We start from the raw sequence: 14,172 nt of genomic DNA on the forward strand, positions 1-14,172 counted from the left end.
AACAAACACCGCGCATGCGGACCTTCGCACTGAGCGCCTTCGTGGCGTCCGCGCTGCTGACGGCGGGTTTCGTCGACACGACGCCCGCCCATGCAAAAACCGCGGATCAGCCGCAGGTCCTGACTTCGTCGGCTGTCGCGGTCGCCGACAAATACGCCGCCGACACCGCCGAGCAGATCTTCAAGCAAGGCGGCAATGCCGTCGATGCCGCGGTGGCCATCGCGTTCTCGCTCGCGGTCACGTATCCGGAAGCGGGCAACATCGGCGGCGGCGGCTTCATGACGCTGTACGTCGATCATCGTCCCTACTTCCTCGACTATCGCGAACGCGCGCCGCTCACCGCCACCCGCAACATGTATCTCGACGACAAGGGCGAGGTCATCAAGGGCATGAGCCTGTACGGGCATCGTGCGGTGGGCGTGCCGGGCACCGTCGAAGGCATGTGGGAAGCGCAGAAGCGCTTCGGCAAGCTCAAGTGGAAGCAGGTCCTGGCGCCGGCCATCCATTACGCGCAGGACGGCTTCGTCGTCGATGACCAGCTGGTTGCGCGGCGCGACGCCGCTGCGAAGGAGTTCGGCGGCAAGACCAACTTCGACCTCTACTTCGGCGGCATGAAGTCCGGCGAAGTGTTCAAGCAGCCGGACCTTGCAAAGACCCTGCAACGGATCTCTGACAAGGGCGCCAAGGGCTTCTATGAAGGCGAGACGGCGCAGCTGATCGCGAAGTCGATGGAAGGCCACGGTCTCATCACCGCGCGCGACCTGAAGGACTACAAGGCCGTGTGGCGCCAGCCGATCACGGCAAGCTGGAACGGCTATCGCGTGATCACCGCGCCGCCGCCGAGTTCGGGCGGCGTCGGTCTCGTGCAGCTGCTCAAGATGAAGGCGGACCTGAAGGACAAGTTCAACGACGTCCCGCTCGACTCGGCGCAGTACATCCATCTGGTGGCCGAGATCGAAAAGCGCGTGTTCGCCGACCGCGCGCAGTATCTCGGCGATCCGGACTTCTACAAGGTACCGGTCGCGCAGCTCACCAACGACGACTACATCCTGAAGCGCGCACAAGAGGTGAATCCGGACCAGCCTTCGGACACCAAGAGCGTGCAGCCGGGACTCGGCACGTCGATGCCGGAGAAGGCTGAGACCACGCATTTCTCGGTGGTCGACAAATGGGGCAACGCGGTTTCGAACACGTACACGATCAACGGCTACTTCGGCTCGGGCGTGGTCGCGGAAGGCACGGGCATCGTGCTGAACGACGAGATGGACGACTTCGCTTCGAAGCCGGGCGTGCCGAACATGTTCGGCGTGGTCGGCAGCGATGCGAACTCCATCGCGCCGAAGAAGCGTCCGCTCTCGTCGATGACGCCGACCATCCTCACGAAGGACGACAAGGTTGCGATGGTGATCGGCACGCCGGGCGGCTCGCGCATCTTCACGTCGATCTTCCAGGTGCTCTCGAACGTGTACGACTTCAACATGCCGCTGCCTGAGGCCGTCGGCGCGACGCGCTTCCATCATCAGTTGCTGCCGCCGAACACGATCTTCCAGGAGCCGTTCCATCAGCTGGATCCGGAGGTCATCAAGCAGCTCGAAGCCAAGGGCTACACGTTCCAGATGCAGGGCTTCAATGGCGACATCCAGGCCATTCGCGTCGATGGCGACACGCCTGAAGCGATGTCCGATCCGCGCGGACGCGGCGTCTCGCGCGTGATCAAATAACACGCAAGTCACACGCCGCTGATCGTCTTGCCGGACTAGGCGTTTGCCCTAGTCCGGCGGTTTCGCGGTCCAGCCGGTGCCCCGTCGCGTGGGGCGCTCGCGGCATATATGTCGCGTGGCATGACCGGCATGTTTTTCATGGGATTGGACCCCGCGTTCTGTTCCCCTAGTCTCTGTCCTGACCGAGTGCAGCCTCAGGTGCGAGGCCTCGGCATCATTCAAGACACCCTACGAGACGACCCTGATGACGGCTCCGCAGTACGCGTCGTGCGTGCACGGCCATGCCGTTTCAGCGTGCTGATAAAGGAGCAGCTCATGTTGGAATCCTCTGCCCAGCAGCTTGGCGACATCGACATTCCCCCCACCGAGCGACAGGAGAGCGGGCCATCCGGAAACGGCGGCTTTCTCGATCGCTACTTCGGCATCTCAACCACCGGCAGCACGGAGAAACGCGAAATCATCGCGGGCGTGACGACCTTCCTCGCGATGGTCTACTCCGTGTTCGTCGTGCCGGGCATGCTCGGCAAGGCCGGCTTCGATACCAGCGCGGTATTCGTCGCCGTCTGTCTGACGACGGCGTTCGGCTCGCTGCTGATGGGCGTGTGGGCACGCCTGCCAATTGCGATCGGCTGTGCAATTTCGCTCACCGCGTTCACGGCCTTCGGGCTCGTGCTCGGCAAGGGACTGACGCCCGCCATCGCGCTCGGCGCCGTGTTCCTGATGGGCATCGTCTTCACGGCGATCTCCGTCACCGGCGTGCGTTCGTGGATCCTGCGCAACCTGCCGACGGGCGTCGCGCACGGCACGGGCATCGGCATCGGGCTGTTCCTGCTGCTGATTGCGTCCAATGACGTTGGCCTCATCATCAAGAATCCCGCGCCCGGCATGCCGGTCTCGCTCGGACACATCACGGCGTTTCCGGTGCTGATGTCGGTGGTGGGGCTCGCTGCGATCTTCGGGCTGGAACGTCGGCGCGTGCCGGGCGGCATCCTGCTCGTGGTGATCGGCCTTTCGGCGATCGGCCTGATCTTCGATCCCTCCGTGCGCTTCCATGGCGTGTTCGCCTGGCCGGCCTTGTCCGCGCCCGGCCATGCCTCGCTGATCGGCGCGATGGACATCAAGGGCGCCCTCTCGATGGCCGTTCTGCCGAGCGTGCTGGCGCTCGTCATGACCGCCGTCTTCGACGCCACCGGCACGATTCGCGCGGTGGCCGGTCAGGCGGGCCAGATCGACGCCAACGGACGGATCGTCAACGGCGGCCGGGCCCTGACGGCGGACTCGCTCAGTTCGATTTTCTCGGCCTGCTTCGGCGGCGCGCCGGCGGCGGCGTACATCGAATCGTCCGTGGGTGTGGCGGCCGGCGCGAAGACCGGTCTTGCGGCCAGCGTGGTGGGCGTGCTGTTCCTGGTGGTGATGTTCCTCTCGCCGCTCGCCGCGCTCGTGCCTTCCTACGCGACGGCGCCCGCGCTCATGTACGTCGGTCTCCTGATGCTCGGCAACGTCAGCAAGCTGCATTTCGAGGATACCGTCGACACCATGTCCGGCCTCGTCTGCGCGGTGTATATCGTGCTGTCGGCGAACATCGTGACCGGCATCATGCTCGGCTTCTCGACGCTCGTGATCGGCCGGCTGGTGGCAGGCGAATGGCGCAAGCTGAATGTCGGCACGGTGGCCATCGCGGTGGTGCTCGCCGTGTTCTATCTCGGCGGCTGGGCCATCTGATCGTCCGAGGACGGCTGAATACGACGACGCCCCGCGGGCTTTCGCCTGCGGGGCGTCTCTACTTGTACGACCTGACCGGGGTACTGCGGCTGATCCTTACTTCCGGCGATACGACTCCACGAGGATTTCGCAGTTCTGCAGATGCAGTTGCAGCGCCCGGTTCCACTCACGACGCACCGCAGCCTTTGCCGCGCGCAGCCAGGAACCGAACGAAACGAGCAAGGATTGTTGTGCAGTGGTCTTCATGAGCGTCTCTCAGGGTAAGTAGCTAGGGGATAACCCTGAATATACGCTTTTCACGCTGCATTGCAACAAGTTCTTAATAAAATATAAGGGTATTCCCTAGGCGATCGGTCAATCCTTCCGGGGCGCGTCCGGCGCAAGTTGCACGCCCTTCTTGAAGATGAAACAGCCGTAGCCACGCGCTTCGCCCGTCGCGATCACGCAGTACGCCTGCCGGGCGCGCTCATAGAAGGCAAAGCGCTCGACCGGCGCCAGCGGCACCGGCCGTCCCTCGGCGGCGTCGATTTCTTTCTGCACTTCACGTTGCACGGCAGGCAGCGCGCTCGCGTCGCCCACGACTTCCATGCGTTCGGCGGGATGATCGACGAAAGTATCCAGCGGCAGCACCGACAGCACCGCCCGCGCGGCACGCGGCGCATCGACGCCGTCCAGCCGCAGCAGGCGGCCGAGCACGGTCTGGCGCGCGACGGAATCGGCGGGAAAATTGGCGTCGCAGATCACGACTTCGTCGCCGTGACCCATCGCGCAGAGCGCATGAAGGATGTCGGCATTGAGCAGCGGATCGAGATTTTTCAGCATGTCGCGGGATTCTCCATGACGGTTTGAGCAGACGGATCCATGGTAACCGGCGCCGGCGCCGCGTTCAGGGCACAAGCAGGTCGCCCGTGCGCGCTGCGTGCTCGCCCGCGATGCGCGCCACCAGCATTCCGGCCGTCGCGAAGCGTGTCCAGTGGCGCGCGTACAGCACGCCATCCGTCCCGGCGACGAGCGGCACGAGCCGGTCTTCGAGCGGATCCAGCACCTCCGCGATGGTCTCGCCCGCGCGCACCGTCTCGCCGATCTCCCGCCGATGCAGGATCACCCCCGCCAGCGGCGCGCGCAGATGCTCGCAGCCGGCAAGCGGCGTCGCGGGATGGCGCAGCGGCGGCGGCTCCGGCGCATCGCCTTCGATCATGCCGAGGTGCATCAGCGTGTCGACGATCGCCTGCGCGTCGCGCGCCGCCAGTTCGTGCGATACGTCGCGGACGCCGCGTAACTCGAGCGTAACCGGCAGCACGCCCGGCGGCAGCGGATAGCGCTCGCCGAAGACGCCGCGCAGATAGCGCCACGCCGACGCGCAAGCTTCGTCAAACGGCTCGCCGCCCGACACATCCGCCAGCAGTTGCGCCTCGCTGCCGAGATAGCGCGCCAGCGGTTCGATCGCGGGCCACGCTTCGGGCGTCGTGTAGAGATGCGGGGCGGCTTCCCAGTCGCAATGAAGGTCGATCACCAGATCGGCGTCGCAGGCGAGGCGCATCAGTTCGAGCCGTTGCGCGTCCAGTTCGGTCACAGGCTGACGGGCGGCCAGTGCATCGCGCAGCGCCGTGCGGATCAGCCGGCCGTTATGGTGTTCGTCGCCGTTCAGGCGGGATTTCAGGTGTAACGCCAGCTCCGGACCGAGCTCCGGAAAGCGCCGGTTGAAATCCTGCCCCGAGCGCAGGTCGAAACGTCCCATTTGCGCGCCGAACCAGTGCTGGTTCAGGCCGGCCGGATTGGCGACCGGCACCAGGACGATCCGCGCCGTCAGCCGTCCGTCGGCTTCCAGCGCGGCAAAGCGCTGCTTCAGGTACCACGCGACGACCATGCCCGGCAGCTCGTCCGCGTGCAGCGAGGCCTGGATATAGACCTTGCGGCTAGGGTCGCCGTCTTGAGGACCGAAGCCGTAGCTCGTGAGCACACGCCCGGTGCCGAGCGGCGCGCCCGCGAGCGGATGATGATGAACCTGCATCTGCGCAGACCTCGTGTCGAAAAGAAAAGGCACCGCGAGCGATGCCTTTCCAAACCATGCAAACCCGCGCGCGAGGCGCTTACCGGATCGAGATATCGGTCTCGAAGTACTTGGCCATGATGCGCTTGAACGTGCCGTTCTTCTTGAGTTCCGCGAACGCGTTATCGAGCCCGCTCTTCAGGTCGGTGTCGCCCTTGCGCAGCCCGATGGCCGTTCCCGGACCGATGATCGCGCGGTCTTCGACGATCGGGCCGACCAGCGCGAACGGCTTGCCCTGCGGCTTCTTCAGGAAGCCGATGGCGGCCTGCGCGGCGTCGGTGAACATCGCGTCGATGCGGCCCGCGACCAGGTCCGCTTCGACCTGTTCCTCGTCGGCATAAGGCACGACGGTCACGCCCTGCGGCTCCCACTTCGCCTTCGCGTAGCGTTCCTGCACGGTGCCCTGCTCCACGCCGACGCGCTTGCCCTTCAGCGATTGCGGCGTCGGCAGGATGCCCGAGCCGGCGCGCGCGACGAGTTGCGCATGCGTGTCGTACAGCGGCACGGTGAAGTCGATCTGCTTCAGGCGTTCGTCGGTGATGCCCATGTCGGAGAGGACGGCGTCGAACTTGCGAGCCTTCAGGCCGGGGATCATGCCGTCGAAATTGTTCTCGACCCACACGCACTTGACCTTCATCTGCGCACACAGCGCATTGCCGAGATCGATGTCGAAGCCGGCGAGCTTGCCGTCGGCCTGCTTGGATTCGAACGGCGGATAGGACGGGTCGACGGCAAAGCGGATCTGCGTGATTTCCTTGGCTTGCACGGCGGACGACACTGCGCCGAGGGCGGCGGATACAGCAAGGATGGTACAAACTGCGAGCGAGGCGGACTTCTTCGATGACATGCGTTTCCTTCGGGACTTTCGGTGTAACCAGACGGTGAAACCAGAGCGGCTGGAGCGGACTTGCGCCCGCGAAAAACCGAGCATGGTAACAAATTGGCACGATCGTCCCGAATTCGCCTGGATCAAGGCACCACGGAAAGGAACAGGAAAGCCGCAAAAATCACGAGATGCACGACGCCCTGGAGAACCGTCGAGCGGCCGGTGCCGAGCGTGATGACCGACACGATCAGCGTAAGCGCCAGCATGACGATTTCCTTCGAGGCGAGCCCGAGCGAGATCGGCTGGCCGATGACGATCGACACCACTGCCACCGTCGGAATCGTCAGCCCGATGCTGGCGAGCGCCGAGCCGAGCGCGAGATTCAGACTGGTCTGCAGGCGATTGAGCCGTGCCGCGCGCAACGCCGCGAGCCCTTCCGGCAGCAGCACGAGCGCGGCGATGACGATGCCGACCACCGCTTCGGGCGCGCCGGCGGCCGCGACGCCCGCCTCGACTGCCGGCGACAGCAGCTTCGCGAGCCCGACCACTGAAACCAGCGACAGCAGCAGGAACGCCAGCGCGATCCACGCCTCGCGGTTGCTGGGCGGCGGCGCGTGAGGCGCGCTTTCATCGTCGGGGACAGCGACGGACGCAGGCGCGGCGGCTTCGGGCGTGGGCGGCAGGAAGTAGTCGCGATGCCGGATCGTCTGCACGAACACGAAGGTCACATACAGCACTAGCGAGATCACGCCGACGAACACCAGTTGCGAAGTGGACAGCGCCGGACCTTGCACCGTGCTCGTGAAGTTGGGCAGCACGAGCGTGAGCACCGAGAGCGCGCACAGGATGGCGAGCGCCGCGCTGGCGCCCTGCAGCTGGAAGTTCTGCACGTGATGCCGCAGGCCGCCCACCAGCAGACACAGCCCGACGATCGCGCCGCTGCAGATCATGATCGCGGCGAAGACCGTGTCGCGCGGCAGGCCGGCCTTGTCGGGACCGCCGGAGAGCATCACGGAGACGATCAGCGCGACCTCGATCACCGTGACGGCGATGGCCAGCACCAGCGTGCCGAACGGCTCGCCGACCCGATGCGCGACCACTTCCGCATGATGCACCGCCGCGAACACCGCGAAAGCGAGCGCGATGGCGGCAAGCACCATCAGGACGCCACTCGGCATGAGCGCGGTCGCGGCAAGCACGACGAGCGCGAGGATCGGGGTAATGACGGTCCAGTCCAGCTTGAATTTCATCGGCGCTCCGGGCGGATCGGTTGAGGGGTCGTCGAGGTGCGGTCTCGAGCTGAACGGGTTCCATGCATGGGTCCGACCCACGGGCGCGAACAGCGTGCCGTAAGCGCGCCGTGACATGCAGCCGCAGCCCTCGGCATGATAGCGAATGTGCCGGCTGAAGCGCGGATCAACGAGCCAGATGGTCGAAGGAATGAACTCGGCGCGCGTTTGTCGGAGAATAAGGGTGGTCAGTGGCCACGTCCAGGAACCCGGAGAACCATGCTAGCTGCACCGATACCCGAGAACGAACCCATTCGCCTGTCCACGCTGCGTACGCTCAGACTGCTCGACACCCCGGCGGAAGAACGCTTCGACCGCCTGACGCGGCTGGCGCGGCGTCTGTTCGACGTACCCATTGCGCTGGTCAGCCTGATCGATGAGAACCGGCAGTGGTTCAAGTCCTGCGCCGGTCTGGGCGTGCGGGAAACCGGCCGCGACATCTCCTTCTGCGGGCACGCGATCATGCACGACGACGTGTTCATGATCCCCGATGCCCGTACCGACGCACGCTTTCACGACAACCCGCTCGTCACCGGCGACCCGGGCATCCGCTTCTATGCGGGCCAGCCCCTGACCGTGCCGAATGGCAGCAAGCTCGGCACGCTGTGTCTGATCGACACGCGTCCGCGCGAACTCGACGGCGAGGCGGTAGGACTGCTGCGCGACCTGGCGCATATCGCGGAGCAGGAGATTGCGGCGATCGAACTCGCGACCGTCGACGAACTGACGCTGATCGCCAACCGGCGCGGCTTCGAGGCACTGGCGCAGCATGCGCTGAATGTGTGCCGGCGCATGGGCCGCGACGCGTCGCTGCTGTTCTTCGATCTCGACGATTTCAAACGCATCAACGACAGCTTCGGCCATGCCGAGGGCGATCGCGCGTTGACGACCTTTGCTGCGGCCTTGCGCGCGTCGCTGCGGGACAGCGATGTGATCGGCCGGCTGGGCGGCGATGAGTTCGTCGCGCTGCTCACCGACGCCGGCGACGAGGAAACCCATCGCGCGCTCGAGCGGCTGCGGAATGCATTGGCAGCGGGCAACGCGGCGGTGGAGCGCGGCTATCAGATCCGCTTCAGCGTCGGGCAGACGCTGTTCGAGGCGGGGCAGCATGGGTCCATCATCGACTTGCTTGCTTTGAGCGATAGCCGGATGTATGCGGACAAGGTGGCGAGGAGAGGCGGAAGGGGGCGGTGAAGAGGCGTTGAGTTTTGTTATCGCTCGAAGGATCGATTGAACCTGACAAAACGACATGACTCGACCCTGTTGATTGAATAAAGGCAACCAAAAGAAAGCGCGGGAAGCATCGACTACCGATGCTTCCCGCGCGCCATCAACCAGCCGATACGCTTACGACACGAGTTCCGCGTTCAGCGTGATCTTCGCGTTACCCGCGAAGAGCTTCGACACCGGACAGCCCTCCTTCGCGGCTTGCGTGGCCTTGTCGAAGGCGGCCTTGTCGGCGCCCGGAATCTTCGCCTTGAGGTCGAGCTGGCAGGCGGTGATCGTGAAGCCTTCGCCATCCTTGTCGAGGGTGACGGTGGACTTGGTTTCGAGACTCTCGGCCTTCATGCCCGCCATTTCCAGTTGCAGCGAAAGCGCCATCGTGAAGCAGCCGGCGTGCGCCGCGCCGATCAGCTCTTCCGGATTCGTGCCCGGACCTTCCTCGAAACGCGACTTGAAGCCGTACGGCGCCTCGTTGAGCACGCCGGTCTGCGTCGAGATGAAGCCCTTGCCGTCCTTGATGCCGCCGCTCCATTTTGCCGATGCTGTCTTTTGCACGTGAGTTCTCCAGAGGATGAGAGGATGATCGAGCGGCAACGTGATCGTTGATCGCGTGCCGCATGCGTGTGGTCGGTTCGCACGCGTCGTGCCCGCTCGGACTTGAATCCATGCGCCGGATGACCTTGATTCAGCATCACGGCACGGCCGGACCGGCACGTCGTCTTGCATCGTAACGGATCGCTCCGAGGCGCGCAGCGGAGGCAAGAAGCAAGCGATGAAGCGGCCTAGGCCATTCAGACGATGATGTCCGCAAAGCCTTTCCCGGCAAGGCTTTGCGCGGCGTCTGAGGCGGTCGGGGCCGATAACTCGGAAGTATTCATATGGTCAAAGACCATTGATTCACTTAGCATGCGTTCACCCTTCGACACAAGACCGTAAAGACACCGTGCAAGCTGCCCGTGCACGGTTCCGGCCTCGCGCGTCGAGCATCACCGGCAGGAAGACATGAACGCACTACCCCAACCGAAAACCCATCAGCTGATCGATCGCATCAACGCATTGCGCGCGGCTTCGCCCCGCTTCATCGACCCCGCAGAAATCACGCCGCTTTCGCGCGAGTGGCGCGCGATCGGACATGACATCCGCCAGCTGCTGCAAGCCGATGCTCGCGCCGCATGGGAACTAACCGGCTCGTGGCGGGCGCTCGCCGGCGATGTCGAAGGCGCGGAAGGCGCATTCAGGAATGCCGTCGCGCTGGGACTGTCGGACGTCGGCCGCGAGAACTGGATGATCACGCGGCTCGGGCTCGGCATGTTCTCCGCGGCGCAGGCGCTGTATCGCGAACTGTGCGGCGCGCGGACGCGAAACCTCGCGGTCATCGCACAGTACGGGTTTCTCGCGGGGGCGGTGGGACGTACGGCGGAGTTGATCGGGGACGCGAAGATGCGGGGGGTCGAGTGGGATGAGGAGTGGGCGGAGTCCGCCTTGCTGGCCAGCAGGATCATGACCGAAGTTGAAGTCAGCGATGAAGAGATTGCACACCGCCTCGATTGCGCCGGAGTCGTGCTGCGTCGGCACGGCCTGTGCCCGTCGATCAACGTGCGCGTCTCATTCGTCGAGGCCGTCCATCGCTGCCTGATGTACACGCTCTCGCTGCCGCTCACGTGGGAGCAGACGCAAGAACTGGAGAGTGAGTTGCTGCTCGAGGAAGGCAAGCTGAGCTACTTTTGCACCGCGGCGCTTGGCATTGTTTTCGATGGGAGGATCGCATGAGCTCGAGCGCACAGGAACTGGTCGAAGACGCCGCGGCCCTATTGCGCACCGCCGTGAGCGAACCGCAGTATCGGGCTGTCTGTAGCAGGGCCTACTTCGGCGCCTGGCACGCCGCGCATGTTTTTCATCGAAGGCTTCCGGCGCCCGGCAGTGTCAGGAGCGCCAATGGACGCCATGAACAGTTGATCCAGCAGTTGTGCAACCCCATGCTCCATGTGGCCGATTCGAATTACGAGCTTTCCCGCACTATTGGAAGAAACCTTGTCAAGCTCCGGGAAGCGCGCGTCACAGCCGACTACCACCTCGAGCAGGATCTGGATCATTCGGTCGCGATGAGGTCTGCGGACCTCGCCACGGAAATCATAAGGAAAACCACCTGACATGGGCCCGCCCACCGACGCCATCCCCGAAGACCGCACCCTGCCCGACCGCGTCGACGTCGTCGTCATCGGCGGCGGCATCATCGGCGTCAGCACGGCGCGGGCGCTCGCCGACAAAGGCCTCTCCGTCGCGGTCTGTGAAAAAGGCGTAATCGCCGGCGAGCAATCGAGCCGCAACTGGGGCTGGTGCCGCGCCACGCACCGCGACTTGCGCGAGCTCGAACTGAGCCTCGAAAGCCTGAAGCTGTGGCGGCGCATCGATGCGGAACTCGGCATCGACACCGGCTTTCGCGCGAGCGGCATCCTCTATGCCGCCGACGACCCACAAGCCCTCGCCGATCACAAAGCCTGGCTCGAGCGCGCGCGGGCACTCGTCGGCCGCGATGCGCTCGACTCACGCATGGTTTCGGCGGACGAAACCGCTGCGCTGATGCCAGGCGCCGCGCGCCGCTTCGCGGGCGGCATCTACACGCCCTCGGACGGCCGCGCTGAGCCGCAACGCGCAGTGCCCGCCATGGCCGCCGCACTGCGCCAGCGCGGCGTGAAAGTGCTCACGCCATGCGCCGTGCGCGGCGTCGAAACCAGCGGCGGCGCCGTCAGCGCCGTGGTGACGGAACTTGGCCGCATCGGTTGCGCAAGCGTGGTGGTTGCCGGCGGCGCGTGGACGCGCTATTTCACCGGCAGTCTCGCCGTCGACGTTCCACAGTTGCTGGTCCGTTCCTCTGTCCTGCGCACCGCACCTGTCGAAGACGGGCCGGAGGTGAGCGCCTGCAATCGGGACGTGGGTTATCGCAAGCGGCTCGACGGCGGCTACACCATTGCCAACGCATTCCGCAGCGATCACGACATCACGCCGGACAGCTTCCGGCTGTTCTTCAAGTTCCTTCCCGCGCTGAAAAGCCAGTTCGGTTCGATCAAGCTCGGCCTGAACGCCCGCTTCGTCGACGGGCTGCGCATGCCGCGCCGCTGGCCGCTCGACCAGCCTACGATCTTCGAGCTCGTACGCACGCTCGACCCCGCGCCGAATCCGTCCTTCAACGCGAAAGCCCTCGCGGAGTTTCGCGCGATCTTCCCTGCGCTCTCGCAGGTCCGGGAAGCGCAGGCATGGGCCGGCTATATCGACGTGACGCCCGACGCCGTGCCGGTCATCTCAGGCGTAGACGGCAAGCCAGGACTCTTCATCGCGACCGGCTTTTCCGGACATGGATTCGGCATCGGGCCGGGCGCGGGGAGACTGATGGCGGATCTGGTCGCGCACGACCAGCCGATCGTCAATCCGCACGCGTTCCGGCTGTCACGATTTTTCGATGGCAGCAGGATAGAGATCGACGGGGGATTCTGACGCCACGCCCGCCATGCGTGTCGCACGTCCGCAATCGTCACGCGCTACCATATCGGTTCAACGGCCGTCGCACACGACGCCGGTCCAGGTTCACAAGACGGCGCATCCCGCGCCGTTCGCTTTTGAGGCTCACATGGCATCCACGCCTGTTCTGTATATCGACGTGTGGTCGGACTTCGTCTGCCCGTTCTGCTATCTCGAAACGCCCGTGCTCGATCAGTTCCGCAACGCCTATGGCGATGCAGTCGAAATTCGCTGGCACGCGTTCGAGCTGCGCCCCGAGCCGGCGCCCCTGCTCGATCCCAATAGCGACAAGATCGTCGAGGCATGGGAAAAATCGGTGCAGCCGCTCGCCGAAGAGCGCGGCGTCACCATGCGCATGCCGCCCGTCACGCCGCGCAGCCGCAAGGCGTTCGAAGCCGCGCTGTTCGCGCGCGAATCGGGCCGCTTCGACGTCATGCATCGCGCGATTTTCAAGGCGTACTTCGAGGAAGGCATCGACATTGGCGATACCGATGCACTGCTCGATATCGCGTCCGCATGCGGAGTCGATCCTGAACTGCTGGAAGAAGCGCTCGACGACGGTACCTACACTGATCTCGTGATCGAGGACGAAGAGTTCGCGAAGAAGCTGGGCGTGGGGGGTGTGCCGTTCGCGGTGCTGTCGCGCGAGCCGGCGCCCGGTCAGGAAGCGCCCCCGCCCATCGCGCTGCGTGGCGCCGCGCCTGTGCAGCATTTCGAAGCCGCAGTCGAGCGGCTCTTTCCCGACGGTTTCCCGGGCAACTGATCGCCGGCCGCCACGCACGAGACGCGGGCCGGGCGCGCGGTTCAGCTGTGCTCGGCCATGAACGACTTCAGCGCGATGCGCTGCGACGGCTCGAGTGATTCGAATTCCAGCCCGTAGGCCACGTGACCCGTAACGGGCTCCGGTGCGCCGACATGCCGGACGATCGCAATCGTGTCGATCTTCACGTCCACGCCATCAGTGCTGAACTGGAACGAGAGCGTCAGCTTGTCGCCGATGCGCGCAGCCGGCTTCGCCACCGTCAACGACATGCCATACGGGCTGATATCGCTGACGCGCCCCAGCTCCGGCACATCCGTCGAACCATGAGCCGAAAAGTGCGCAGCGAGACGCGTGGGCATCCGGGCGAACTTGCGGGTGCGAAGTCTGCGGATCGCGCCGGGCGCGGAAAGCACGGCATAGTTGAACGGCTCACGGCAGATCGCATCGACCGTACAGGCGAAACGGAAGACGCCGCGCCCGGTCAGCGCCACCAGATCGACTTGCTCGCCGACATTGAGGTCGAGCGGATCGAAGCCGGTCATCAACGGCTGCGTCACGAACAGCGAGCGCTCGCCGTTACGGCGCGGCGTCGAGAAGCCGATCACACGGCTCGCATACATCGCCGACCCCGTGCCGCCGGTTCCGCGCAGTCCGACTCGCGCGCCGATCGTCAGGCCGATATCGTCAAGCGACAAAGGCTGATCGCCGGACACATCCGCGTCCTGACTCACCGCACGCGCCGGTTCCTGAACCGCCCGATGCGGCTCGAACTGCTGGAACATGAAATCACGCGCCGCGACGTCCGGCACGACCGCGCCAGCATCGAACAGCACGGCCCCGTCGGCGGACACGACCGGCCAGTCCAGCGCTGCATTGAGCGGAATCTCGGCCGGCCACAAACGAACCAGGGACTGGCGCGCTTCCAGTACGGTTTCTTCGGTCATCTTTAGGACGATTCTTAAGTGTTTTCGTAATCGTCGGTCTTGAATCTTTCGCCGTCAAGAGTCAAACGGCAACTTTTACGTTGGCGCACCAATTTTTTTGGAAAAAACGCCACGTTG

General features: G+C 64.8%; 14 protein-coding genes. 7 read left to right on the forward strand and 7 right to left on the reverse strand.

Translation table 11 applies throughout. From position 1 onward, the window contains the following. The first annotated feature begins 14 nt into the window (after positions 1 to 14). Both ggt and QCE83_RS31705 read left to right on the forward strand, forming a co-directional pair. Entirely contained in the window at positions 15 to 1,721 is a 1,707-nt protein-coding gene (gene ggt / locus QCE83_RS31700) for a gamma-glutamyltransferase (protein WP_404986164.1), read from the forward strand. A gap of 315 nt (positions 1,722 to 2,036) precedes the next feature. Then, the gene (locus QCE83_RS31705) at positions 2,037 to 3,443 is read left to right on the forward strand and encodes an NCS2 family permease (protein ID WP_404985978.1); all 1,407 of its coding nucleotides are present in this window, start codon (positions 2,037 to 2,039) and stop codon (positions 3,441 to 3,443) included. Positions 3,444 to 3,539: 96 nt separating this feature from the next. Here QCE83_RS31705 and QCE83_RS31710 read toward each other — a convergent pair whose 3' ends face one another. The 5 genes from QCE83_RS31710 to QCE83_RS31730 all read right to left on the reverse strand — a co-directional run bounded on the left by QCE83_RS31710 (position 3,540) and on the right by QCE83_RS31730 (position 7,569). Beyond that, complete coding sequence (locus QCE83_RS31710; RefSeq protein ID WP_181290817.1) at positions 3,540 to 3,689, reverse strand: hypothetical protein; 150 nt, start codon at positions 3,687 to 3,689, stop codon at positions 3,540 to 3,542. A 108-nt stretch (positions 3,690 to 3,797) separates the two neighbouring features. Beyond that, on the reverse strand, positions 3,798 to 4,265 hold the full coding sequence (locus tag QCE83_RS31715; RefSeq protein ID WP_309820400.1) for an RbsD/FucU family protein: 468 nt from the start codon (positions 4,263 to 4,265) through the stop codon (positions 3,798 to 3,800). A 64-nt stretch (positions 4,266 to 4,329) separates the two neighbouring features. Then, positions 4,330 to 5,454: a M14 family metallopeptidase gene (locus tag QCE83_RS31720; RefSeq protein WP_309820402.1), complete on the reverse strand. Its 1,125-nt coding sequence runs from the start codon at positions 5,452 to 5,454 to the stop codon at positions 4,330 to 4,332. 79 nt (positions 5,455 to 5,533) lie between these two features. After that, positions 5,534 to 6,340: an ABC transporter substrate-binding protein gene (locus tag QCE83_RS31725; RefSeq protein ID WP_309820405.1), complete on the reverse strand. Its 807-nt coding sequence runs from the start codon at positions 6,338 to 6,340 to the stop codon at positions 5,534 to 5,536. A gap of 122 nt (positions 6,341 to 6,462) precedes the next feature. Continuing rightward, positions 6,463 to 7,569 (reverse strand): ionic transporter y4hA, encoded by a 1,107-nt coding sequence (locus tag QCE83_RS31730; RefSeq protein WP_309820407.1) that lies wholly within the window; start codon positions 7,567 to 7,569, stop codon positions 6,463 to 6,465. Between the two features lie 258 nt (positions 7,570 to 7,827). On the opposite strand from QCE83_RS31730, the gene QCE83_RS31735 reads away from it, so the two are divergent. After that, positions 7,828 to 8,802, forward strand: coding sequence for a sensor domain-containing diguanylate cyclase (locus tag QCE83_RS31735; protein WP_309820409.1), 975 nt, complete (start codon positions 7,828 to 7,830; stop codon positions 8,800 to 8,802). 153 nt (positions 8,803 to 8,955) lie between these two features. Here QCE83_RS31735 and QCE83_RS31740 read toward each other — a convergent pair whose 3' ends face one another. Continuing rightward, positions 8,956 to 9,387, reverse strand: a complete 432-nt coding sequence (locus QCE83_RS31740; RefSeq protein WP_309820410.1) for an OsmC family protein — start codon at positions 9,385 to 9,387, stop codon at positions 8,956 to 8,958. A gap of 447 nt (positions 9,388 to 9,834) precedes the next feature. Here QCE83_RS31740 and QCE83_RS31745 point away from each other — a divergent pair, with 447 nt between their 5' ends. From QCE83_RS31745 to QCE83_RS31760, 4 genes are all read left to right on the forward strand, one after another. Beyond that, positions 9,835 to 10,602 carry a hypothetical protein gene (locus QCE83_RS31745; RefSeq protein WP_309820411.1) on the forward strand — a complete coding sequence of 256 codons (768 nt, stop codon included), beginning with the start codon at positions 9,835 to 9,837 and terminating at the stop codon, positions 10,600 to 10,602. Next, positions 10,599 to 10,982 (forward strand): hypothetical protein, encoded by a 384-nt coding sequence (locus tag QCE83_RS31750; RefSeq protein ID WP_309820414.1) that lies wholly within the window; start codon positions 10,599 to 10,601, stop codon positions 10,980 to 10,982. The genes QCE83_RS31745 and QCE83_RS31750 overlap by 4 nt, the downstream gene beginning before the upstream one ends. A gap of 1 nt (position 10,983) precedes the next feature. Further along, entirely contained in the window at positions 10,984 to 12,324 is a 1,341-nt protein-coding gene (locus tag QCE83_RS31755; RefSeq protein ID WP_309820416.1) for an FAD-binding oxidoreductase, read from the forward strand. A 133-nt stretch (positions 12,325 to 12,457) separates the two neighbouring features. Then, positions 12,458 to 13,111, forward strand: a complete 654-nt coding sequence (locus QCE83_RS31760; protein WP_309820418.1) for a DsbA family oxidoreductase — start codon at positions 12,458 to 12,460, stop codon at positions 13,109 to 13,111. Positions 13,112 to 13,152: 41 nt separating this feature from the next. Here the strand turns inward: QCE83_RS31760 and QCE83_RS31765 are convergent, their stop codons facing one another. Next, positions 13,153 to 14,055, reverse strand: a complete 903-nt coding sequence (locus tag QCE83_RS31765; protein WP_309820420.1) for a flagellar brake protein — start codon at positions 14,053 to 14,055, stop codon at positions 13,153 to 13,155. Positions 14,056 to 14,172 lie beyond the last annotated feature (117 nt).

This window comes from Caballeronia sp. LZ034LL, from assembly GCF_031451215.1.
Lineage (GTDB): Bacteria > Pseudomonadota > Gammaproteobacteria > Burkholderiales > Burkholderiaceae > Caballeronia.